Source organism: Duganella sp. CT11-25 (assembly GCF_047302815.1).
Lineage (GTDB): Bacteria > Pseudomonadota > Gammaproteobacteria > Burkholderiales > Burkholderiaceae_D > Rugamonas.
Map to the genome: position 1 here is coordinate 7,167,163 of NZ_JBKBFD010000001.1, position 22,277 is coordinate 7,189,439.

General features: G+C 64.0%; 16 protein-coding genes. 11 read left to right on the plus strand and 5 right to left on the minus strand.

Annotated features, from left to right (window positions below; translation table 11 throughout):
• The first annotated feature begins 17 nt into the window (after nucleotides 1–17).
• From ACEN9F_RS31400 to ACEN9F_RS31425, 6 genes are all read left to right on the plus strand, one after another.
• A complete protein-coding gene (locus ACEN9F_RS31400) occupies nucleotides 18–230 on the plus strand; it encodes a hypothetical protein (protein WP_413426690.1) in 213 nt (70 codons plus the stop codon).
• Complete coding sequence (locus ACEN9F_RS31405; RefSeq protein WP_413426692.1) at nucleotides 227–1,093, plus strand: alpha/beta hydrolase; 867 nt, start codon at nucleotides 227–229, stop codon at nucleotides 1,091–1,093. The genes ACEN9F_RS31400 and ACEN9F_RS31405 overlap by 4 nt, the downstream gene beginning before the upstream one ends.
• Before the next feature lie 144 nt (nucleotides 1,094–1,237).
• Nucleotides 1,238–2,479: an efflux RND transporter periplasmic adaptor subunit gene (locus tag ACEN9F_RS31410; RefSeq protein WP_413426694.1), complete on the plus strand. Its 1,242-nt coding sequence runs from the start codon at nucleotides 1,238–1,240 to the stop codon at nucleotides 2,477–2,479.
• Between the two features lie 6 nt (nucleotides 2,480–2,485).
• The gene (locus tag ACEN9F_RS31415) at nucleotides 2,486–5,674 is read left to right on the plus strand and encodes an efflux RND transporter permease subunit (protein ID WP_413426696.1); all 3,189 of its coding nucleotides are present in this window, start codon (nucleotides 2,486–2,488) and stop codon (nucleotides 5,672–5,674) included.
• Between the two features lies 1 nt (nucleotide 5,675).
• Nucleotides 5,676–7,178: an efflux transporter outer membrane subunit gene (locus tag ACEN9F_RS31420; protein ID WP_413426698.1), complete on the plus strand. Its 1,503-nt coding sequence runs from the start codon at nucleotides 5,676–5,678 to the stop codon at nucleotides 7,176–7,178.
• A 194-nt stretch (nucleotides 7,179–7,372) separates the two neighbouring features.
• Entirely contained in the window at nucleotides 7,373–9,268 is a 1,896-nt protein-coding gene (locus ACEN9F_RS31425; protein ID WP_413426700.1) for a hypothetical protein, read from the plus strand.
• Nucleotides 9,269–9,345: 77 nt separating this feature from the next.
• On the opposite strand, the gene ACEN9F_RS31430 is transcribed toward ACEN9F_RS31425, so the two are convergent.
• Nucleotides 9,346–9,702: a hypothetical protein gene (locus ACEN9F_RS31430; RefSeq protein WP_413426702.1), complete on the minus strand. Its 357-nt coding sequence runs from the start codon at nucleotides 9,700–9,702 to the stop codon at nucleotides 9,346–9,348.
• A gap of 156 nt (nucleotides 9,703–9,858) precedes the next feature.
• Between ACEN9F_RS31430 and ligD the strand changes: the two genes are divergently transcribed.
• Complete coding sequence (ligD, locus tag ACEN9F_RS31435; RefSeq protein ID WP_413426704.1) at nucleotides 9,859–12,360, plus strand: DNA ligase D; 2,502 nt, start codon at nucleotides 9,859–9,861, stop codon at nucleotides 12,358–12,360.
• Between the two features lie 7 nt (nucleotides 12,361–12,367).
• On the opposite strand, the gene ACEN9F_RS31440 is transcribed toward ligD, so the two are convergent.
• Both ACEN9F_RS31440 and ACEN9F_RS31445 read right to left on the minus strand, forming a co-directional pair.
• Nucleotides 12,368–13,315, minus strand: coding sequence for a Ku protein (locus ACEN9F_RS31440; RefSeq protein ID WP_413426706.1), 948 nt, complete (start codon nucleotides 13,313–13,315; stop codon nucleotides 12,368–12,370).
• Nucleotides 13,316–13,318: 3 nt separating this feature from the next.
• Nucleotides 13,319–14,320, minus strand: coding sequence for an SDR family oxidoreductase (locus ACEN9F_RS31445; protein ID WP_413426708.1), 1,002 nt, complete (start codon nucleotides 14,318–14,320; stop codon nucleotides 13,319–13,321).
• A gap of 311 nt (nucleotides 14,321–14,631) precedes the next feature.
• Here ACEN9F_RS31445 and ACEN9F_RS31450 point away from each other — a divergent pair, with 311 nt between their 5' ends.
• A complete protein-coding gene (locus ACEN9F_RS31450) occupies nucleotides 14,632–16,017 on the plus strand; it encodes a GGDEF domain-containing protein (RefSeq protein WP_413426710.1) in 1,386 nt (461 codons plus the stop codon).
• 4 nt (nucleotides 16,018–16,021) lie between these two features.
• Here the strand turns inward: ACEN9F_RS31450 and ACEN9F_RS31455 are convergent, their stop codons facing one another.
• Nucleotides 16,022–17,158, minus strand: coding sequence for a thiolase family protein (locus ACEN9F_RS31455; RefSeq protein WP_413426712.1), 1,137 nt, complete (start codon nucleotides 17,156–17,158; stop codon nucleotides 16,022–16,024).
• Nucleotides 17,159–17,246: 88 nt separating this feature from the next.
• On the opposite strand from ACEN9F_RS31455, the gene ACEN9F_RS31460 reads away from it, so the two are divergent.
• Nucleotides 17,247–17,822: a TetR/AcrR family transcriptional regulator gene (locus tag ACEN9F_RS31460; protein WP_413426714.1), complete on the plus strand. Its 576-nt coding sequence runs from the start codon at nucleotides 17,247–17,249 to the stop codon at nucleotides 17,820–17,822.
• 118 nt (nucleotides 17,823–17,940) lie between these two features.
• Nucleotides 17,941–18,531 (plus strand): hypothetical protein, encoded by a 591-nt coding sequence (locus ACEN9F_RS31465; RefSeq protein WP_413426716.1) that lies wholly within the window; start codon nucleotides 17,941–17,943, stop codon nucleotides 18,529–18,531.
• A 10-nt stretch (nucleotides 18,532–18,541) separates the two neighbouring features.
• Here ACEN9F_RS31465 and ACEN9F_RS31470 read toward each other — a convergent pair whose 3' ends face one another.
• A complete protein-coding gene (locus ACEN9F_RS31470; protein WP_413427242.1) occupies nucleotides 18,542–20,221 on the minus strand; it encodes a fibronectin type III domain-containing protein in 1,680 nt (559 codons plus the stop codon).
• A gap of 310 nt (nucleotides 20,222–20,531) precedes the next feature.
• On the opposite strand from ACEN9F_RS31470, the gene ACEN9F_RS31475 reads away from it, so the two are divergent.
• Entirely contained in the window at nucleotides 20,532–22,178 is a 1,647-nt protein-coding gene (locus ACEN9F_RS31475) for a SulP family inorganic anion transporter (RefSeq protein WP_413426718.1), read from the plus strand.
• Nucleotides 22,179–22,277: the final 99 nt, after the last annotated feature.

Consider the following 22,277-nt stretch of genomic DNA (forward strand, 5'->3'; position numbering starts at 1 on the left):
AGGAAAGGGGAATCATCATGAAATATCGGGACGGAATTTTTGCAACGATCGCACTGGCGCTGACTTCGGTCGCCCTGGCGGGCGTCGTCTATACCGATGCCTACTCGCAGACGGCCAAGGCCGAGGTGAGCGGCTTTCGTGCCCTGACCCAGCAGGTGGAGATGGGCGACGCCGTGGCCTGCGACGATACCGCCATGCTGTCGACCGCCCAGCCGACGGTGCCGCGATGAATAACCCGGTCGACGAATTGCGCCCGTTGTCGGATCAGCTGAAGATCCGCAACCTGGAAGTGCGCGGCGCGGAAGGTCCGCTGCCGGCACGCCTGTACACCAGCGGCGAAGCTGGCGCCAAGCGCGATTCGTTGATCGTATTTTTCCACGCCGGCGGTTTCGTCGGCGGCGACCTGGATGACGCGGATATGTTTCTGCGCTATCTGGCCGACGACAACCAGGAGCACGCGGTGCTGGCCGCCGGCTATACGCTGGCCACCACCAGCCCGTTCCCGGCGGCGGTGGAAGACGCCCACGCGGTACTGTTGTGGGCCAAGAAGAACAAGGGCAAGCTTGGCTGGAGCGGCAAGCAGCTGCTGGTGGCCGGCATCGAAGCGGGCGCCAACCTGGCAGCCGTCTGCGCGCTGATGTCGCGCGACCGCGGCGGCCCGGCGCTGGCCGGCCAGATCCTGATCATGCCGATGCTGGATCCGGGCCTGAGCACCTGCTCGATGCGCGAAATGCAGGCTGCGCCGGAACTGCTGGACGTGGCCGACGCCTGCGCGGCGGCCTACCGCGGTTACCTGCCGAACGCCGCCGACCGTACGCACCCGTATGCGTCGCCGCTGCAGTCGAGCCGCTTGAAGAACCTGCCGGCGGCCTTGATTTTGTCGACCGAAGACGATCCGCTGCGCGACGAGGCGGAACAATACGGCGCCAAGCTGATTTCGTGTGGCGTCAAGACCACCGTCATCCGCATGCCGCCAGCGCCCCTGCATGACACGGGGGCGCGTAACGAATGCGCGTGCAAGTGCTACGCGCTGGGAGAAATCGCCAGTTTCATCACTGGCCTGGAACGGTCCGAGACGCCGCCAGCCTCATAGGGATAGCCCAAACCATCTGCAGTATCTGTAGTCACGTCCCCATTGGCTTGCCAGCGGGGCGCTAGTACCGTGTTTTCTCGATTTTCGTTGAGGCAGCCGGTGCCGCCATTTCTATTAAATATTTTCATATAAAAGGGAATTAACATGAAAAACATTAAACAATTCACCGCTGTGGCACGGCCTTTGGCCGCCGCTATGGCGCTGGCGGGACTGGCCGCGTTCGGCCTCTCTGGTTGCGACGATGCGACCGGCAAGACGGCCGAGGCGCCTGCCGCCGGCGGGCCACCGATTTCGGCCGCCGCCGTGGTCGAGAAAACCATCACCGAGACCCAGGAGTTCTCGGGCCGCCTGGAGGCGATCGAGCAGGTGCAGATCCGTCCGCGCGTCGGCGGCTTCATCACCGCGATCAACTTCAAGCCGGGCAGCCAGGTCAAGAAGGGCGATACGCTGTTCGTGATCGATCCGCGTCCGTACCAGGCCGAAGCCAACCGCGCCGAAGCGGCCGCCGGTTCGGCCCGCGCCAAGGCCGACCTGGCCAAGGTGGAGCTGGCCCGCGCCGAGAAGCTGCTGGCCGACAAAGCCATCGCCCAACGCGAATACGACGCTTCGGCATCGGGCTTCAAGCAGCTCGACGCCGACGCCCGCGCCGCGCAAGCGCAGTACGAGGCGGCGAAACTGAACCTGAGCTACACCCAGGTGACGTCGCCGATCAACGGCCGCGTGTCGAAAGCGGAAATCACGCTGGGCAACCTGGTCGACGCTTCGGCGGTCCTGACTTCGGTGGTCTCGCTGGACCAGATCTACGCCTCCTTCGACGGCGATGAGGACACCTACCTGCGCGTCGGCGCCGCCGCCCACCAGGGCAAGCCCGCCACCGTCAAGATCGGCCTGGCCAACGAAACCGGCTTCCCGCACGAGGGCAAGCTGGAATTCGTCGACAACCAGCTCGATCCGCGCAGCGGTTCGGTGCGCATGCGCGCCACCTTCGCCAACACCGACGGCGCGCTGGTGCCTGGCCTGTTCGCCCGCGTGCAGCTGGCCGGTTCCACCGGCGCCAAGTCGGCGCTGCTGATCAACGAGCGTGCCGTCAGCACGGACCAGAACCGCAAGTTCGTGTTCGTGGTCGACAAGGACAACAAGGCCGAATACCGCCCTGTGACCCTGGGCCCTCAGATCGACGGCCTGCGCGTGGTGCGCGACGGCCTGAAGCCGGGCGAGAAGATCGTCGTCAACGGCCTGCAGCGCGTGCGTCCAGGTGCGCCGATCACGCCGACCGTGGTGCCGATGGATGCCGATCCGCTGGCGGCCAGCATGGCGAAACCGGAAGCTAAAAAAGATGAAAAAGTAGCCGCAGTCACGACCAAGACCGGCACTGCCAAGGAATAAAACAATATGAACATATCTCGATTTTTCGTCGACAAGCCGATTTTCGCGGCGGTACTGTCGATCATCATCTTCGTCGCCGGCTTGATCTCGATCTTCAAGCTGCCGATCTCGGAATACCCGGACGTGGTGCCGCCATCGGTGGTGGTGCGCGCGCAGTATCCGGGCGCGAATCCGAAGATCATCGCCGAAACCGTGGCCGCGCCGCTTGAGGAACAGATCAACGGCGTCGAGAACATGCTGTACATGTCCTCGCAAAACACCTCGGACGGCGCGCTGGCGCTGACCGTCACCTTTAAGATCGGCACCAACGTCGAGCAGGCCGAAACGCAAGTGCAGAACCGCGTCCAGCGCGCTCTGCCGCGCCTGCCGGAAGAGGTGCGCCAGATCGGCGTGACGACCGTCAAGTCGTCGCCCAACCTGACCATGGTGGTCCACCTGCAATCGCCGAACGGCCGTTACGACGACCTGTACCTGCGTAACTATGCGGTGCTGAACATCAAGGACCAGCTGGCCCGCCTGCAAGGCATGGGCGAGGTACAGCTGTTCGGTTCCGGCGACTACGCGATGCGTATCTGGCTCGATCCGCAAAAAGTGGCGCAGCGCGGCCTGACCGCAAGCGATGTGGTGAATTCGATCCGCGAGCAGAACGTTCAGGTGGCTGCCGGTGTTATCGGCCAGGGTCCGACCAAGAACGCGGACTTCCAGCTGACCGTCAACACGCAAGGCCGTCTGCAAAGCGAAGAAGAATTCGGCAATATCATCCTGAAGGTCAACACCGACGGCGCGGTCACGCTGCTGAAGGATGTGGCCCGCATGGAGATGGGTTCGAACTCCTACGCGCTGCGCTCGCTGCTGAACAATAATTCGGCGGTGGCGATCCCCATTTTCGAAGCACCCAACGCCAACGCGCTGCAGCTGTCGGCCGACGTGCGGACGACGATGGCCCGCCTGTCGAAAGATTTCCCGGAAGGCGTCACTTACAGCATCGTATATGACCCGACCCAATTCGTGCGCGAATCGATCCGCTCGGTGATCCACACCCTGGTTGAGGCAATCATCCTGGTGGCGCTGGTCGTGATCATATTCCTGCAAACCTGGCGTGCATCGGTGATTCCGCTGCTGGCCGTTCCTGTCTCGGTGGTGGGTACCTTCGCCGTGATGCTGGCCTTCGGCTTCTCGATCAATACGCTGTCGCTGTTCGGCCTTGTGCTGGCCATCGGTATCGTGGTCGATGATGCGATCGTGGTGGTGGAAAACGTCGAACGTAACATCCAGAACGGCTTGTCGCCGCATGACGCGACCATCCAGGCGATGAAAGAGGTGAGCGGTCCGATCATCGCGATTGCGCTGGTGCTGTGCGCCGTGTTCGTGCCGATCGCCTTCGTTTCCGGCTTGTCGGGCCAGTTCTACAAGCAGTTCGCGCTGACCATCGCCATCTCGACCGTGATCTCGGCATTCAGCTCGCTGACCCTGGCTCCGGCCCTGGCGGCATCGCTGCTGAAACCGCACGACGCGCCGAAGGATGCGCTGACCCGTGGCATGGACAAGGTGTTCGGCGGCTTCTTCGGCTGGTTTAACCGCTTCTTCAACCGCGCGTCCCAAGGCTATGAAACCGGCGTGACCGGCGTGTTGAAGCGCAAGGGCGGTTCGCTGGTGGTGTACGCCGTGCTGGCGGTGGCCGCAGGCTTCATGTTCAAGATCGTGCCGCCGGGCTTCGTCCCCGCGCAGGACAAGCAGTACCTGATCGGTTTCGCGCAATTGCCGGACGCCGCTTCGCTGGACCGCACCACGGCCGTGATCCGCAAGATGTCGGACATCGCCAAGGAAATTCCAGGCGTGGCTGATTCGGTGGCTTTCCCTGGCCTGTCGATCAACGGCTTCACCAACGCGCCGAACGCCGGTATCGTGTTCACGCCGCTGAAGCCGTTCGAGGAACGCACCAAGAAGAGCGAATCGGCTGAAGCGATCGCCGCTGAAATCAACAAGCGCATGGGCAGCATCGAAGGCGCGTTCGTGATGGTGCTGTCGCCGCCGCCGGTCAATGGCCTCGGCACCACCGGTGGTTTCAAGGTGATGATCGAAGACCGCGACAACCTGGGTTACGACGCGCTGTACAAGGCGATCCAGGCGGTGCAGATGAAGGCATGGCAGAACCCGAAACTGGCCGGCGTCTTCTCGAGCTACCAGATCAACGTGCCGCAGCTGTTCGCCGACATCGACCGCGCCAAGGCCAAGCAACTGGGCGTGCCGCTGCAGACGATCTACCAGACCCTGCAGATCAACCTGGGTTCGCTGTATGTGAACGACTTCAATCAGTTCGGCCGTACCTACCAGGTGCGCGTCCAGGCTGACCAGCAGTTCCGTTCGCACGCCGAGGATATCGCCCAGCTGAAGGTCCGCAACGAGAAGGGCGAGATGATTCCGCTGTCGTCGCTGATGCGCGTCAAGGACAGCTATGGCCCGGACCGCGTTCAACGCTACAACGCCTACGTGGCTGCCGAGATCAATGGCGGCGCCGCCGCCGGCGTATCGTCGGGCGAAGCACAGGCCGAGATGACCAAGATCCTCAACGAGGTGCTGCCGAAAGGTATCGGCTACGAGTGGACCGAACTGGTGTACCAGGACATCCTGTCCGGTAACACGATGATGTATGTGTTCCCGTTGTGCGTGCTGCTGGTGTTCCTGGTGCTGGCCGCCCAGTACGAAAGCTGGACCCTGCCGCTGGCGGTGATCCTGATCGTGCCGATGTCGATCCTGTGCGCGCTGGTCGGCGTGAAGCTGACCCACGGCGACAACAACGTGTTTACGCAGATCGCACTGTTTGTGCTGGTGGGACTGGCGTCGAAGAATGCGATTCTGATCGTGGAGTTTGCACGCGAACTGGAACACCATGGCCGCACCATCGTTGAAGCGGCGCTGGAAGCCTGCCGCCTGCGTCTGCGTCCGATTCTGATGACGTCGATCGCATTCATCATGGGCGTGCTGCCGCTGGTGTTCTCGCACGGCGCCGGTTCGGAAATGCGTCATGCAATGGGTGTGGCGGTGTTTGCCGGCATGCTGGGCGTGACCTTCTTCGGCCTGTTCCTGACGCCGGTGTTCTACGTCCTGCTGCGCAAGCTGGCCGTGCGCCTGGAGAAGAAAAAACCTGCCGTGGCCGGCGACGCCGCTGTGGCAAAACTGGAAGGGACTCATTAATATGAACAAGCTGCATATGATCGCAAAAGGTGTAGCGCCTGTATTGGCAGCCTTGCTGATGACCGCATGCGCCGCGCCGGAATTCAAGCAGCCTGCGATGGACGTGCCAACCGCGTTCAAGGAATCGCAGCTGCCTGAAGCAGCGGTAAAAGTCGCCGCCGACGGCAGCACCTGGAAACAGGCGCAGGCCGCCGAAGCGCAGCCGCGCGGCGAGTGGTGGCTGGCTTTCAACGATACGGCCCTGAATGAGCTGATCGCGGAAGCCACCAAGGCCAACGCCAACCTGGCGGTCGCCGCGGCCCGCGTCAAGCAGGCCCGCGCCATCGCCGGCGTCGCCGAAGCCGACCGCATTCCGCAAGTCGGCGTCAACGTCGGCGCCGCGCGCCAGCGCCAGTCCGACGTGGCGCTCGGCCTGCCTGCCGGTACGCCGGTCGCACCGGGCAATGTGTTCCAGGCCAATCTGACGGCCAGCTACGAAGTCGACCTGTTCGGCCGCGTATCGTCCAACGTCAGCGCCGCCCGCAACGACGCCGCTTCCATCGAAGCGACCTATCGTTCGGTGCTGCTGTCGGTGCAGGCCGACGTGGCGCAGACCTACTTCCGTCTGCGCGCCACCGACGCCGAGCTGGAAACGTTGAACCGCACGGTGCAGACCCGCGAAGAAAACGTCAAGGTCAACCAGCGTCGCTTCGACCTGGGCGACATCGGCGAGTTCGACCTGGCACGCGCCAAGACCGAGCTGGCCACCACCCGCGCCGAAGCCATCGGCCTGCAGCGTCAGCGCGTGACGACCGAGCATGCGCTGGCGGTCCTGCTGGGCAAACCGGCGGCCAGCTACACGGCCGGCGCCAGTCCGTTGCTGGATACGTCGCTGCTGCCGGCGATTCCCGCCGGCCTGCCGTCGTCGCTGCTGGAGCGCCGTCCCGACATCGCCGCCGCACAGCGCGCGATGGAAGCATCGAACGCCCGCATCGGCGTCGCCAAGTCGGCGATGTTCCCGGCGCTGACGCTGAACGCCAACGCCGGCGGCATTTCGGGTGATACCGTCGCCGACGTGTTCAAGTGGAGCAGCCGTTCGTGGGTGCTGGGCGCGCTGATGTCGATGCCGTTGATCGATGGCGGCCGCAACAAGGCCAATATCACGCGCAGCGAAGCGGCGCTGGAGGAATCGGTCGGTACCTATCGCCAGAACGTGCTGGTGGCGTTCGCGGAAGTGGAAGACAACCTGGCGGGCCTGCGTATCCTGGCTGGCCAGACGGCGCAGATCGAAGATGCGCTGGTGTCGGCCCGCCGTTCGGCGGACCTGGCGCAGAAGCTGTATTCGGCCGGCCGTTCCAGTTATCTGGATCTGCTGGACGCTCAGCGCAACCTGGCGGCGGTAGAGCGTAGCGCGGTGCAGTTGCGCGGCAATCGCGCGGTGACCACCGTGGCGCTGATCCGCGCGCTGGGCGGTGGCTGGGATGGCGCGAATGCGCCGGGCCAGCCGACGATAGCGCAGAAGTAAAAGCGGAAGGTAGAGCCCAAGGCGGACCGGAAACGGTCCGTTTTTTTTTGCCATCGGCGCGTAAGAAAAATGCCAGTGAATGTCATTTCTGTGCAAACGTGCGCGCCATTTTCTCCAATATGATGATCTCCGACCGCACGATTTTTTCCAGCGGTTCTACAAGCGTTGACCAACGCAATACTAACGGGGACATCATGAAATCAACGACACTAGCGTGGGTGGCGATCGCGGCCGCGTGCATTTTTTCGCCGGCGACGGCCGGCGCATCACCCAAGGGCAATATGCTGCTCAACCGCCTCGGGCCGGTGAGCTCGGAGCTGTATGTGGCCAATGCCGACGGCACCGGCGAGCATAAGCTGATATCCGGCGCGGGCTATGACTATCACGCGTCCTTCTCGAAGGATGGCCAATGGATCGTCTTCACCTCCGAGCGGGACGGTCTGGGGCAATCCAACATCTATCGCGTCAAGACCGACGGCACCGGCCTGCAGCGGTTGACCGACCACCCGGCGGTGGATGATGCAGCGGTGTTTTCGCCGGACGGAGGCACCATCGCTTTCGTCTCGTCGCGCAGCGGCTCGGACGCCTTCGGCACCGCCAATATCTGGACCTTGAAACTCGCCACCGGCGCGTTGACGAACGTCACCGGCGCATTGCCGTTCGACGCCAGCAAGCCGCACGGTTATTTCCGTCCATCGTGGTCGCCGGACGGAAAATGGCTGGCTTTCTCGTCCGATGCCGGCACCGACTGGCGCGGCCACAATTTGCCGGATGGCTGGGAACGCACGCAGGAAAGCAGCATCTACATCATCCGCCCCGATGGCGGCGGGTGGAAGAAGATCGTCACCAATCCCGGTTATGCCGAGGGCTCGCCCACCTGGTCGCCGGACGGCGCCAGCCTGGTGTTCTATGAAACGCCGGTTGAATCCACATGGGGCGCCCATCGTCCGGAGCTGATCAACTCCGTCACCTCACAGCTGGTATCGGTCAATGTGACCAGCCTGGCCAGGGCGACGGTGGGAACGGTCGATGGCTTCAAGGTGTTCCCGCAATTCCTGAGCGCGACCAATATCGCCTATCACATCAAGGGAGGGGCCAACGAGGGCCTGTACACCACCGCCGGCGGTGCGCGTTCGACCGCCGGCAGCGGCCTGCGCTCGCCGCGTTATTCGGCCAACGGCGCCCAGGTGGTCTATGAAAAAATCGCGTTCGCTCCGGCGCGCGCGAACGGCACGGCGCTGTTCAGCTTTGACAAGGACTGGAACTACAAGTATACCGACGTGTTCCCGCAGTTGTCCAAGGATGGACAGAAGCTGGTGTACACGGAAAAGGCCATCAACTCGTCGATCGCGATCGTCAACCCGGCTGATTTTTCCGGCTACCAGCGTATCTACGATCCCGCCACCAGCGGCGTCGATCCCGTCCTGATCGCCAAGGGCCTGGCGGGCGCCTTCCAGCCGACATGGTCGCCGGACCGCCAATGGGTCGCCTTCGGTGTCGGCCAATGGTTCCTGACGCGCGCCGCCGGCCCGGGCAAGATCGTGCGCATCAAGGCCGACGGCAGCATGAATGGCGTGGCAGAGGCGCTGACCGACGGCTCCGTCAACTCCGGCTTTCCCAGCTATTCGGAAGACGGCAAGAAGCTGGTGTACCGCGTCTGGAGTCCGCTGGAGAAGGGACTGCGCGTCCTCGATCTCAACAAGCGCAACATCACGGTGTTGACGACCGAGCCGGATAATACGCCAGGCTGGTCGCCGGACGGTTCGCGGATAGTCTTCACCCGCAAGTTGATCGATGCGCAGGATTCTAACAAATTCAATTACGAGGTGTTTACGATCAAGCCGGACGGTTCGGAGCTGAAACGCCTGACCAACCACGGCGGCAACGACGCGCACGCGGTATGGACCACCGACGGGCGTATTCTGTACAGCTCCGCCATCTACGGCCACAAGGACGAGCTCTCGCTGTACGACAATACCTTCCAGCCCGACGGTCAAAACTGGGTGATGAATGCCGACGGCTCCAACCAGCATCCGGTGACCGACACCTACTGGGAGGAGGCGATGCCGTTGTACGTTCCGCTCCACTGAGGCAGCTTGTCGCGGACGAAAAAAAGGATCATCGCGGGTGCCCGCGATGATCCTTGTACAGCCCGAAGGCCGGATGTTTACTTGGTGACGACAGGGGCGGGAACGGCATCCGCCTTGGCTTCGGCCTTGACTGCCTTGGTGTGGGCCTTGGCTTTGGTCTTGGTGGACTTGGCATGAGCATCGGCCTTGGCGGCTTTTTCGTCAGCCTTGGCGACGGCGACGTCCTTCTTGGCTTCGGCGGCGACTTTGTCGGTCTTGGCTTCAGCTTTGATGTCGGCCTTGGTTTCTTTCGCATCGGCTTTAGCGACGGCCTTGGTTTCTTTGGCTTCGGCTTTGACAGCGGCGGCAGGAGCAGCTGGAGTGGTAGCTGGAGTCTGCGCAAATGCTGCGGTAGCGAACAGGCCGGCGATCAGGGTAGCGATAAGTTTGTTCATGATGAAATCCTCATTCAGGTTGATTTAGGGCCGGGACAATTCCCGTGTCACTGAGCAGAAAACGCAGCCTGAACCCGCTACGTTGACGGCCTTTACAATCGCTTACATGTTCGCCAACGCACGGTGCGCGCAACCGGACGGGCATAGTCTGGCGACATGACAGGCTCGCTGAAAACCTATAAATCCAAACGCAACTTCGCGATCACGCCCGAACCTGCTGAAGGCGGCGAGGAGGGCGGCGCCGCGCGCACGTTCGTCATCCAGAAGCATTGGGCCAGCCGGCTGCACTACGATTTCCGCCTGGAGCTCGATGGCGTGATGATGAGCTGGGCCGTACCCAAGGGGCCCAGCTACGACACGCACGACAAACGCATGGCGGTGCACGTCGAGGATCACCCGATCTCCTATAACAGCTTCGAAGGCACGATACCGCCCAAGCAGTACGGCGCCGGCAAGGTGATCATCTGGGACAAGGGCGTATGGCGCCCGCTGGACGATCCGCACAAGGCGCTGGCGGCGGGGAATCTGAAATTCGAGCTGGCGGGCCACAAGATGCACGGCCGCTGGGTGCTGGTGCGCATGAAGGGCAAGGGCGAGAAGCAGGAGCCCTGGTTGCTGATCAAGGAGAAGGACGAATACGCGCGGCCCGCCGACGAGTTCAGTGTGGTGGACGAGATGCCGGACAGCGTCAAGGCGCTGCCGGCGCCCGCACCGCCTGGCAGGCCGCCTGCGGCAGCCAGGCTGCAAACCGCTGCCGACGCCGCAGCCGCGCCCAAGGCGGCGCTGCCCGACAGCCTGTCACCGCAACTGGCGACGCTGGTCGATGCGCCGCCGGCATCGCCGGACGAGTGGCTGTTCGAGATCAAGTTCGACGGCTACCGCCTGCTGGCCCGGATCGACGGCAAGGACATCCGCCTGATCACCCGCAACGGCAACGACTGGACGCACAAGCTGCAGCCGCTGCGCGCCGCGTTGGAAAAGATGAAGCTGGCGCCGGGCTGGTACGACGGCGAGATCGTCGTCCATGACGACAACGGCCGCCCAGACTTCGGACTGCTGCAAAACGCCTTCGATGAGGAACACCCCGGCGATATCGTCTACTTCCTGTTCGACATCCCGTTCCACGACGGCCGCGACCTGCGCGATCTGCCGCTGGAAGAGCGCCGCGCCATCCTGCAAGACATCATGAGCAAGCGCGCGACGGACAACGTCCGCTTCAGCGCAGCACTGCAAGCCACGCCGCAGGAGATGGTCGCCGCCGCCTGCCGCATGGGCCTGGAGGGCATCATCGGCAAGCGCCGCGATTCGCGCTACACCTCGCGCCGCGGCGGCACCTGGATCAAGCTCAAATGCGGTCAGCGCCAGGAATTCGTCATCGGCGGCTACACCGATCCGCAAGGCACGCGCAGCGGTTTCGGCTCGCTGCTGCTCGGCACCTACGACGAAGACGGCAAGCTGCAGTACGCCGGCAATGTCGGCAGCGGCTTCAACGCCGCCACGCTGGGCGACATCAAAAGCAGGATGGACAGGCTGGCCACCGGCCAAAGTCCGTTCGCGCCCAGCCGGGAGATCGACAGGAAAGCTCACTGGATCAAGCCCGCGCTGGTGGCGGAAGTCAGCTTCGGCGAATGGACGCATTCCGGCTCGATCCGCCACGCCGTGTTCCAGGGGCTGCGCAAGGACAAGAAGGCCAGCGCCATCAGGCGCGAGCTGCCGGCCCACCTGACCGAGGAGAAAACCGTGGAACCTGCCATACTGGGCAAACTGCCCGCATCCCTCAAAGTCACCAATCCCGACCGTGTGATCGACAAGCAAAGCGGCGCCACCAAGATAGCGCTGGTGCGCTACTACGCGCTGGTCGGAGAACTGATGCTGCCACACCTGAAAGGGCGCCCGGTATCGCTGGTGCGCGCACCGGACGGCGTCGGCGGAGAGCTGTTCTTCCAGAAGCACGCCGACGTCGACAAGCTGCCCGGCGTGAAGCAGCTCAAGCAGGCGCTCGATCCCGAACACCCGCCGATGCTGGAGATCGCCACCGGGCTGGGCTTGTTGTCGGCGGCGCAGATGAACGTGATCGAGCTGCATACGCAGAACGCCAGCGCCACCAGCTACGAAAAACCGAACCGCATGGTGTTCGACCTCGATCCCGGCAAGAACGTCACCTGGGCGCAGGTGCAGGAAGCGGCCCAGCTGATGCACGCCTTCCTCGATCATCTCGGACTGCCCGCCTTCCTGAAGACCAGCGGCGGCAAAGGGCTACACGTGGTGGTGCCGATCAGGCCAGGTTACGGCTGGGATGACGTCAAGGCCTTTTCGCAAGCCATCGTCGCGCACATGGCGCGGAACATACCGGAGCGCTTCGTACTGAAGAGCGGCCCGAGCAACCGTGTCGGCAAGATCTTCATCGACTATCTGCGCAACGGACGCGGCTCGACCACCGCCAGCGCATGGTCGGCGCGCGCGCGGCCGGGCCTGGGCATCTCGGTGCCTGTCGCTTGGGATGAATTGGGCGGGCTGCGCGGCGGCGACCACTGGACCGTGGCGACCGTTCATACCCGGCTCGATGCCGGCAATGCGCCATGGGGTGATTACGCCAGGTCCGCCAAGGGCCTGGCGCCGGCGATGAAGCTGATGGACTTCATGCCCGGCGCCGACTAAGCGAGGTTCAAGCAGCTTTGCTGCTCGCGGCACTCCTGGCGCGCGCGGCGGGCTTGTGGGCTACTGGTTTGCGTGCCGCGGTGGTGCGTGGCTTGGGCTTGTTTTCTTCCCCGGCGGCGGCCCTGGCCGGCGCCTTCCTGGCCGTGCCCTTGCCGGGACGCTTGCCCAGGCTGTCCTGCAGCAGCGCGACGAGATCGACCACGTTGGATGGCTTGGCCGCTTTTTCTTCCGGCTCTGCCGCGGTGATGGTCTTGGTCTGGCCGGCCTTGACCTTCTTCTTCACCAGCGCCAGCACGTCGTCCTTATAGGTGTCGTGATACTGCTCCGGCTTCCACTCCTCGCTCATGCCCTCGACCAGCGACAGCGCCATCTGCAGCTCCTTGTCGCTGATGCCGGCCGCCTTCATGGTGGCCGGCGGCAGCTTCAGTTCTTCGGTGTCGCGCATTTCCGCCGCATAGCGCAGTGTGTTGAGCACGATCTTGTCGTCGATGCAGACCAGCGCACACAGATGCTGCTTGGTGCGCATCACCACCGTCGCGATGCCGATCTTGCCGGCCTTGCGCAACGTCTCGCGCAGCAGCGCATACACCTTGGCGCCGCCTTTCGCCGGCGCCAGGTTATAGGGGTGCTCGTAATATGTCAGCGGCACGTCGGCCGCATCGACAAAGGCCTGGATGTCGATGGTCTGCGTGGCTTCCGGGTTGGCGCGCTTCAGGTCCTCGTCGCTCAGTACCACATACTCGTTGTCCTCGTACTCATAGCCCTTGACGATGTCGTCCCAGGTCACTTCCTTGCCGGTCTTCTTGTTGTAGCGTTTATAGCCGACCGGTGAAAAATCGCGCCGGTCCAGCATCGTCAGGTCCAGTTCATGCTCCTGCACGGCGGAATAGACCTCGACCGGAATGTGTACCAGGCCGAAACTGATCGCTCCCTTCCACAATGCGCGGGTCGCCATGATTTACTCTCCCACCGAACCGGTCACCGGCAGCACGATGCCGGTGATATAGCTGGAGCAGCAAGGCGCCGCCAGGAACACATAGGCCGGCGACAGCTCCTGCGGCTGCGCCGGCCGCCGCATGTCGGTGTCCTCGCCGAATTCGCTCACTTCGCCGGCCGGCTTGTCGGCCGGATTCAGCGGCGTCCAGACGGGGCCGGGCGCGATCGCGTTCACGCGGATGCCCGTGTCCAGCAGGTTCGACGCCAGCGACATCGTGAATGCATGGATCGCGCCCTTGGTGGTCGAATAGTCCAGCAGATGCTTCGAGCCTTTGAGACCGGTCACCGAGCCGGTGTTGATGATGGACGCGCCGCGTTTCAGGTAGGGCAGCACCGCCTTGGCCATGTGGAAGTAGCCATAGACGTTGGTCTTCATGGTCATGTCGAAACGGTCTTCGGTCAGGTCGGTCAGCTTTTCCGCGTGTTCCTGGAATGCGGCGTTGTTGACCAGGATGTCGAGCCGGCCGAAGCGCTCGTGCGTCTGCCGGGCGGCTTCACGGCAGAACGCCGCATCGCGCACGTCGCCGCGCAGCAGCAGGCAGGTCTGGCCTTCGGCCTCCACGTAGCGTTTGGTGTCCTCGGCATCCCGGTCCTCGTCCAGATAGATGATGGCCACGTCCGCGCCTTCGCGCGCATACAGCACCGCCACCGCGCGGCCAATGCCGGAGTCGCCGCCGGTGATCAGGGCCGCCATGCCGGCCAGCTTGCCGCTGCCGCAGTAGTCGGGTGCGAGGAACTCCGGCTTGAGACGCATATCGGCCTCCAGGCCGGGCTTTTCCAGATGCTGGGCCGGCAGCGGCGTGCCGGGATAGTCGTGCCGGGTGGTTTGCACCGGCCCGCTGTTGTGGATGACGCTGGCGCGCGGCTCCTGTCCGGCGCGCCGGTCCGACTGGTCCTGGCGCCGCTGGATCTCGCGCTGTTGACTGGCGGTGCCGGGATCAGCCTTGCTCTCGGAATTAGCCATGATGTTCTCCTTCGTCTTGAAGGGACAGTATTGGCGCTGGCGGCCGCGAAGACGGTGCGCTTGTTCACATAAGCGCGGCCGACGCGCTGCGGCATTAAAAAAATCTGATCTTTAATGCAAAATATATTGCTAATTATGAACTTTATGGCACACTAGCAAAGGAGTCATTTTAATAACAGCCAGAAATGCGTAGGAGTAACATCATGGCGGATGTGTACGGCCGGACTGACAGCGTAGGGGTATTTTTCAATGCCAGCGGCGAACGCCGCGCTGAGTTCCAATCATGCTGTGGGGAAATGTTCTCCCAGCTCATGCTGACTGACAATGTGGACGCCGCCGCAGTCGCGCTGGGCAAGCGCGCGGCCGACCTGCTGATTGTCGACTTGAACGGTTACGAGCAATTGAGCGACCTGAGCGGCGTGGGGGCCCTGATCCGCAGCCGCGCCGGCGCGCCTACCCTGGTGCTGTGCAGCTACGATCACAGCGCCTGGCTGCCGGACCTGATGGCTTACGGGTCGTTCAACTACCGCATCTGCCCGCTGCTCAGCGATGAATTGCAATTGGCCATCAAGCAGGCGTTGACGGTGCCGGCCGATGCCGCCGCCGCCATGCAGCAGCAGTTGCTGGACAAGGAAAAAGAACTGCGCGACCTGCTGGGCGTGCAGCGCAGCCTGCAGCGCGCGTTGAGCGGCATCGACAGTGTCGAGACGATGTCGGCGCAGATCTGCCTGGCGCTGTGTAACTTCCCCGGCGTGCGCCACACGGCGCTGCTGCACATGAAGGAGCGCGGCGACCTGCAACTGGTGGCGCAGGAGGCGCGCAACCACCTGGATATGGCGCGCCTGCTGCAGCGGCGCGACCGCCTGCTGCAATCGCCGCTGCGCGACGTGTTTCCGCCGCTGATGGCGGTGGCGCGCGGCGAGATGGTGCTGCTGGACGCGCCGGAAAAATCCGGCGATCCCGAACTGGCCATGAGCCTGCACGACCGCAATGTGCGCATGGTGTTGGCGCTGCCGCTGCGCGCCGATCCGGGCGGGCCGGAAATGGGTGCGATCTGCCTGATGTTCGACCGCCACATCGTCTTCTCGCGCGAGCAGTTCGCCTGCTTCGCCAGCCTGGCGCAGTTTGTCAGCTTTGGTTTGGGCATGAGCGAATTGAAGCATCAGAACGACGCGCTGGCCGGCCAGCTGTCGCAGATGAGCACCGTCGACGCGCTGACCGGCGCCGCCAACCGGCGCGCCGGCGAGGACATGCTGGACAACGAGATCCGCCGCGCGCGCCGCTACGGCCTGCCGCTGGCGGTGCTGTCCTTCGACGTCGGCAGCTTCAGCTCCGCAAACGATTTATACGGTTCCGCCGTCGGCGACTCGGCCCTGCGCAAGATCGCCGACATCGTCAAGGAGCGGCTGCGCACTTCGGACCTGCTGGCCCGCATGCGCGGCGACGAGTTCCTGATCGTCGCCACCCACACCACGGCCGACGATGCCGTGCGGCTGGCGGAGAAGCTGCGCGGCGCCATCGCCGAGGCCGACCTGCCGGGCAATGGCTTGAACGGCGCCACCGTCAGCGTCAACCTGGGCGTGGCCCAGGTCGGGGTGGAAGAGGGCAGCGGCGGGGTGCTCGATCGCCTCGACGCAGCGCTGCACCGCGCCAAGCGCGCGGGTCGCAACTGCATCGAAGTGGCCGTGCAGGGCTAGTCCGCTAGATCTTTTCCAGGATCGTCGCGATGCCCTGGCCGCCGCCGATGCACTGGGCGGCCAGCGCGTAGCGGCCGCCGGTGCGCGCCAGCAGCGATGCGGCCTTGCCGGTGATGCGGGCGCCGGTCGCGCCGAGCGGATGGCCGATCGCCATGCCGCCGCCGTCGATATTCAACACCTCCGGCTTGATTCCCAGCTCGCGCACGCAGGCCAAGGCCTGCGAGGCGAAGGCCTCGTTGATCTCCGCCACATCGATATCGCTGGCTTGCAGGCCGGCGATCTTCAGGGCCTTCCGCGTGGCGGGAATCGGGCCGATGCCCATCAGCGCGGGATCGCAGCCCACCGCCGCCATCGAGACGATGCGCGCGCTTGGTTTCAGGCCGTGCTTGCGGGCGAATTCCTCGCTGGTCACCAGTACGGCGGAGGCGCCGTCGGTCAGCGGCGACGAGGTGCCGGCCGTGACCACGCCATGTTCCGGATCGAACACCGGTTTCAGCGCGGCCAGCGCTTCGACCGTGGTGCCTGGACGGATGCAGCCGTCTTCGGCGATCACTTCGCCGGCGGCGGTGGCGATCGGGACGATTTCATCTTTCAGCAGGCCGGCGGCGCGCGCGGCGGCGGCTTTCTGGTGCGACTGGAAGGCCAGCAGTTCCTGGTCGGCGCGCGCGACCTCGTACTTGCGGGCGACGTTCTCGGCGGTGTCGCCCATGCTGATGTAGGCGTCGGTCTCGGCCAGCAAGCGCGGGTTGGGAGAGAAGTTGAAGCCGCCCTGCGGCACCATCGTCATCGACTCGATGCCGACGCACAGGTAGACCTCGCCCAGGCCGGCCTCGATCTGCGCGGCGGCGATGTGGATGGCGGACATGGACGAGCCGCAGAAGCGGTTGATGGTCATGCCGCTGACTTCATGCGGGAAGCCGGCCAGCAGCGAAACGATGCGGGCCAGGTTGTTGCCCTGTGACGATTCCGGGTAGGCGCAGCCGAGGATCACGTCGTCCAGCAGACGCGGATCGAGCCCGGTGCGTTGCATCAGGCCCTTGACGACTTGCGCGCCAAGGTCGTCGGGACGGACGTCGGCCAGCTTGCCTTTGCGGGAAAAGTGGAAGGGCGAACGGGCGTAGGCGCTGATGACTGCTTTCATGGTGGAATTCCTTTAATGACGATCATAATGAATGATATATTACGCTCGTCATGTATAATGTCAATAGAGATTCAAGAAGGAGAAGGACATGAAAGTCAGCAGGGAGCAGGTGGCGCTGAACCGGCAGCGCATCGTCGAAACGGCCGCGCGGCTGTTCCGGGAAAAGGGCTACGACGGCATCGGCGTGGCCGATCTGATGAAGAGCGCCGGGCTGACGCACGGCGGTTTCTACGGCCACTTCGAATCCAAGGAAGATTTGCTGGCCGAGGCCACGGCGCACGCGCTGAAGAAATCGGTGGAGCGCTGGGAGGGCTATGCGGCCCAAGGGCCGGAAACGGCGCTGGATAAGATCGGCAAGGGTTATCTGACCGAGCAGCACCGCGACCACCCCGGGGCCGGTTGTTCGGTCACCTCGCTGGGTGCCGACATCGCGCGCCTCGGTCCCAAGGCGCGTCACGCGCTGACCGAGGGCGCCTGCGGCCAGATGGCGGTGCTGCAGAAACTGATGCCGGGTGAAGACGACGCCGACAAGCGCAAGCAGGCGCTGGCCAAGTACGCATCGATGGTCGGCGCGCTGGTGCTGTCGCGCGCCGTCGACGACGACGCACTGTCGCTGGAAATCCTGCAGGCGGTCCAGGATAGCCTGGCGACCGCATCGCGCTGAAACTGATGCGGTGACTATTTGTAACCCTCGGTAACCCTCGGTGTCAGTGACAATTCGCGCATTTTCTATTTCGACAAGATGGTATTCTTGCGCGCGTCTACCTACATGAGTCGAGTCCATGCCAAATTCTAAGGAACAGTCTGCTCCAAGCGCCACTGCGGCGCGGCGCGCCACCGGCGCCATGTTTTTTTCTGTGTTTGGCGGCGCGTGGCTGATGTTGTGGGCCTATCGCAGCTTCGGCGCGACGCCATGGCCGTCGTTGGCGATTGGCGCGGTCACCATTGCCCTGTTCCTGTTTTGCCGCCGGCGCTACGCCCAGAATAAAGGTGCGCTGTTGCTTGAACAGGACGGGCCTGCGCAGGCCCGGGTGGGGCGCATTTTCAATATCATCAACGCGGCGCAGTGGATTGGCATCCTGGTTGTCAACAACGTCTTGATCAATATTGGACTTGCCGACTGGGTCGTGCCGGCCGCCATCCTGATCATCGGCTTGCACTTCCTGCCGTTGGCAAAACTGTTTTCCAATCCTCCCCATTACATCACCGGCGTGGCGCTGATCGCGCTTTCGCTGGTCTATCCGCGGCTTGCTCCGCAAGGTCCGCTGGATGCGATCGGCTGCCTGATGGCCGGCCTGATACTCTGGGCCAGCGCGCTGTGGGCAGTGCGTGCCGGGCAAACCAATGCCCGGTCACTGATCCAGGAAACCTGATCCCGGAGTGTTATGGGCAGGCACCGATGATGTAGTAGCCGGCCGAGGTTTGCGCTAGCGTGGTGGTGTAGAAGGTGTTGTACAGCCCCATGTTCTGGTTCGAGCCCTTGGCCAGCGCGTAGCCGCCGCTGTTGACCGCGCGCCCAGCCGTCACATGCGCGTAGTTCGACGCCGTCGTCGTGCTGCACGTGAAGCCCGATTGCGTGGTGGCCGTCACGGTTGCCGATGGCGCGCTTTCATTTCCTCCCGCGTACGATGTCACCGCATAGCTGTAGCCGGTGCTGGCCGCCAGGCCGCTGTCGACATAGCTGGTGGCGCTGACCGGGCTGGCCGTGACCTTGCTGCCGTTGCGGTACACGTGGTAGCCGCTGGCGCCCGCCGCCGCGCTCCATGCCAGCGTGACCGTGCTGGCGGTCGTGCCGCTGACGCCCAGGCCGGTCGGCGAGGCCAGCGGCGGCGGACTGCCGCTGGTGGTGCCGCTGACCGCCGCCGAGGCCGCGCTGCTGGCGCCGCCCGATGTCACCGCCTTGACGGTGTAGCTGTAGCCGGTGCCGGCCACCAGTCCGCTGTCGGTGTAGGCGGTGCCGCCCACCAGCGCCGGGTTGACCTTGGCGCCGCCGCGATATACGTCGTAACCCGCCGCCCCCGTCACGCCGCTCCAGGCCAGGGCGATCGTGTCGTTGGTCACGCCCGTCACTTGCAGGCCTGTCGGCGCCGGCAGCGCGACAAAGCCGCTGGTCACGCGGTCGACCATGGCCTTGATCGCCACCATCTGGCGGCCGCTTTTCTTGGCGTAGTTCGCATCGTCATAGCCCCACCAGTCCCAGCATCCGTTCGGATTGCCGGTGCTGCTGGGCGCGGTCTGCGGATACAGCACGACGATGTTGTTGGTGTCGGCCCAGCGGTTATAGCCGGTGCTGCGGTAGTACTTGTCCTGGATCTTGGTCGGGTCCTGCTGGCAGCCGTGCAGCGCGACGTGCACCTTGCATTGCTGGCCGGCGCCGCAGTTGGCCGGCACGTAGGCCCAGCCGCTGGCGGCCATGCCGTGCGTGGCCGGGCTGGCGATGAATTCGGCTTGGTTGAATTCGACGAAGCTGCCGCCCAGCGTGCCGCTGTTTTTTGCGTTGAGCGTGCCGTAGATCCACTGGAGGATTTCGCCGGCCAGGTCGAAGTTGCAGTTGTTGATGTACGGACTGGCCTTGGTGCTGCAGGCGCTACCGAAGTAGTCGGTCACCATCGCGTGCTCGGACGCCAGGTTGTTCTTGTAGAAGATATTCGTGCCGCTGACGTAGTTTTGATAGTAGGTGTTGGCTTCGTTCATCACCAGCTGCTTGACGGTGCTGTCGATGGTGCCGGAGTACAGGTAGACGCGCGCGTTGGCCAGGTTGCTGGTCGGATCGATCAGGCTCTGGCTGGCCCAGGTGTTGGTGGTCGAGATCAGGCTGGCGGTCGCCGGTTTGCTGGCGCTGCTGGCGGCCATGCAAGGGCCGGTCGCGGTGACCACCGAGCCTTGCGCGCAATAGAACGGTCCGCCGGCGACGATGCCGGCGCCGGCCTTGAAGGTCGCCGAGTACGCGACATGCAGCTGCGCCGCCATGAAGGCGCCGGAAGACAGGCCGGACACCGAGCTTTGCGCCGGATCAATGTTATACGACGGCAGGGCGACGGGCGCCGCAACCGCCAGCGACATGGTGTGCTGGCAGCCCGCCAGCAGCGAGGTCAAGACAATACTACAGATACGGGACTGCCTAACGATGGTCGTCATTCGAGGTCTCCTGTTATCGGTTTTTTTGTCTGGTGCCAGGGCGGCACAAGGAATCCGATAGTAATAGAAAATGCAACGCGCGCCACAGACCCAGTATTTCTACTGTCTCGCCGGCGCAAACAGCTCGCCTTATGCGTTTTTCGAATTACGTAATGTAAAAATCTTCTAAGGAGGCTGGGCCGGTCGAGCCCGATGGCGTAGACTGGCGGTATTTTTCAAGTACCGTGGACGAACAATGCTGCATTGGTTGAAGCAATACCGGCGCGCCCAGCTGCCTGGCGATATCAGCGCCGGGCTGGTGGTGGCGATGATGATGATCCCGCAAGGCATGGCCTACGCGCTGGTGGCCGGGCTGCCGCCGGTGGTCGGGATCTACGCGTCGATCCTGCCGCCGATTATCTACGCGCTGTTCGGCAGCAGCATGACGCAGTCGGTCGGCCCGATGGCCATCGTGTCGCTGATGACGGCCGCCGTCATCGGCCCTCTGGCGCCGGCCGGTTCCGCGCTGGCCACCGTGCTGGCGGCGCAGCTGGCGCTGGTGTCGGGCGCGGTGCTGCTGCTGTGCGGCCTGCTGCGCATGGGCTTCCTGGCCAATTTCTTTTCCCGTCCCGTGATGAGCGGCTTCACCGTCGGTTCCGCCATCGTCATCGCCTTCGACCAGGTGCACACCTTGCTGGGCGCAGAGCTGCCGCACTTCCATGCGCCGAGCGCGATGCTGGGCCTCGGTTCGCTGGCGCTGCTGGTGCTGGCCAAGCTGTACCTGGCCGGCCTGCTGAAACGCTGCGGCCTGCCGCCGATGGCCGCCGATATCGGCGCCAAGCTGGCGCCGATGCTGGTGGTGCTGGGCGGCATCGCGCTGATGGCCTTTACCAGCCTGCCGGAGCTGGGCGTGCGCGCCACCGGCGCCGTGCCTGCCGGCCTGCCGCATCTGAACCTGGCGTCGTCCAGCGCCCACTGGCGCCCCTTGCTGCAACCGGGCCTGCTGATCGGCTTCATCATCTTCCTGATGTCGATGTCGGCGGCGCAGACGCTGGCGCTCAAGCGCAACGAGAAACTGGTCAGCAACCATGAGCTGATCGGCCTCGGCGCGGCCAATGTGGCCAGCGCGCTGTCCGGCGGCTTCCCCGTGACCGGCAGCCTGTCGCGCTCCGCCGTCAACTTCGCGGCCGGCGCCAATACGCCGCTGGCCAGCCTGATCACCGCGACGCTGCTGGCCTGCGCGCTGATGGCGCCGACCGGCTGGCTGGCGCTGCTGCCGCTGCCGGTGCTGGCCGCGACCATCATCATCGCCGTGCTGGGCATGCTGGAACTGGGCATCCTGCGCACCGCCTGGCAGTACGACCGCGGCGACGCGCTGGCCTGGGGCGCGACCTGCCTGGGCGTGCTGGTGCTGGGCGTGGAGGCGGGCGTGATCATCGGTGTGGCGCTGTCGATGGGCACGCTGATCTGGCGCGCCAGCCGGCCGCACATCGCGGTGCTGGGCCGCATCGCCGGCAGCGAGCATTTCCGCAATATCGAGCGCTATCCGGCCGAGACCCAGCCCGAGCTGCTGGTGCTGCGCATCGACGCCAACCTGTTCTTCGGCAACGTCGAGGCGGTGACCGAGCGCATCGAGTGCGAGTTGCAGACCCATGCCAGCGCGCGCCACCTGGTGCTGGTGATGACGGCCGTCAGTTCGATCGACACCACGGCGCTGATGGCGCTGTCCGAGCTGAACCAGAGCCTGAAGCGGCGCGACATCGGCCTGAACCTGGCGGAAGTGAAGGGGCCGGTGATGGACCGGCTGCGCAACAGCGAGCTGCTGCGACAGCTGAACGGCAAGCTGTTCCTGAGCACCGCCAACGCCTGCGACCATTTGCATCCTGTCAAGGATGTTGCTTGAATGCGCAAAATATTGTTTTTTGAGAAATTAAATCCTTTTAGGCAATAAAAGGCATGGACTTGCAGTCGTTTTAAACCTATGATTTAAGTCGTAGCAACG

What these genes read in the sequence shown, in the direction of transcription:
- ligD (WP_413426704.1), top strand. Translation starts at nt 9,859, where the DNA reads ATGACAGGCTCGCTGAAAACCTATAAATCCAAACGCAACTTCGCGATC.
- ACEN9F_RS31420 (WP_413426698.1), top strand. Translation starts at nt 5,676, where the DNA reads ATGAACAAGCTGCATATGATCGCAAAAGGTGTAGCGCCTGTATTGGCA.
- ACEN9F_RS31450 (WP_413426710.1), top strand. Translation starts at nt 14,632, where the DNA reads ATGCTGACTGACAATGTGGACGCCGCCGCAGTCGCGCTGGGCAAGCGC.
- ACEN9F_RS31465 (WP_413426716.1), top strand. Translation starts at nt 17,941, where the DNA reads ATGCCAAATTCTAAGGAACAGTCTGCTCCAAGCGCCACTGCGGCGCGG.
- ACEN9F_RS31445 (WP_413426708.1), bottom strand. Translation starts at nt 14,320, where the DNA reads ATGGCTAATTCCGAGAGCAAGGCTGATCCCGGCACCGCCAGTCAACAG.
- ACEN9F_RS31470 (WP_413427242.1), bottom strand. Translation starts at nt 20,221, where the DNA reads ATGTCGCTGGCGGTTGCGGCGCCCGTCGCCCTGCCGTCGTATAACATT.
- ACEN9F_RS31425 (WP_413426700.1), top strand. Translation starts at nt 7,373, where the DNA reads ATGAAATCAACGACACTAGCGTGGGTGGCGATCGCGGCCGCGTGCATT.
- ACEN9F_RS31405 (WP_413426692.1), top strand. Translation starts at nt 227, where the DNA reads ATGAATAACCCGGTCGACGAATTGCGCCCGTTGTCGGATCAGCTGAAG.
- ACEN9F_RS31460 (WP_413426714.1), top strand. Translation starts at nt 17,247, where the DNA reads ATGAAAGTCAGCAGGGAGCAGGTGGCGCTGAACCGGCAGCGCATCGTC.
- ACEN9F_RS31430 (WP_413426702.1), bottom strand. Translation starts at nt 9,702, where the DNA reads ATGAACAAACTTATCGCTACCCTGATCGCCGGCCTGTTCGCTACCGCA.
- ACEN9F_RS31410 (WP_413426694.1), top strand. Translation starts at nt 1,238, where the DNA reads ATGAAAAACATTAAACAATTCACCGCTGTGGCACGGCCTTTGGCCGCC.
- ACEN9F_RS31475 (WP_413426718.1), top strand. Translation starts at nt 20,532, where the DNA reads ATGCTGCATTGGTTGAAGCAATACCGGCGCGCCCAGCTGCCTGGCGAT.
- ACEN9F_RS31440 (WP_413426706.1), bottom strand. Translation starts at nt 13,315, where the DNA reads ATGGCGACCCGCGCATTGTGGAAGGGAGCGATCAGTTTCGGCCTGGTA.
- ACEN9F_RS31415 (WP_413426696.1), top strand. Translation starts at nt 2,486, where the DNA reads ATGAACATATCTCGATTTTTCGTCGACAAGCCGATTTTCGCGGCGGTA.
- ACEN9F_RS31400 (WP_413426690.1), top strand. Translation starts at nt 18, where the DNA reads ATGAAATATCGGGACGGAATTTTTGCAACGATCGCACTGGCGCTGACT.
- ACEN9F_RS31455 (WP_413426712.1), bottom strand. Translation starts at nt 17,158, where the DNA reads ATGAAAGCAGTCATCAGCGCCTACGCCCGTTCGCCCTTCCACTTTTCC.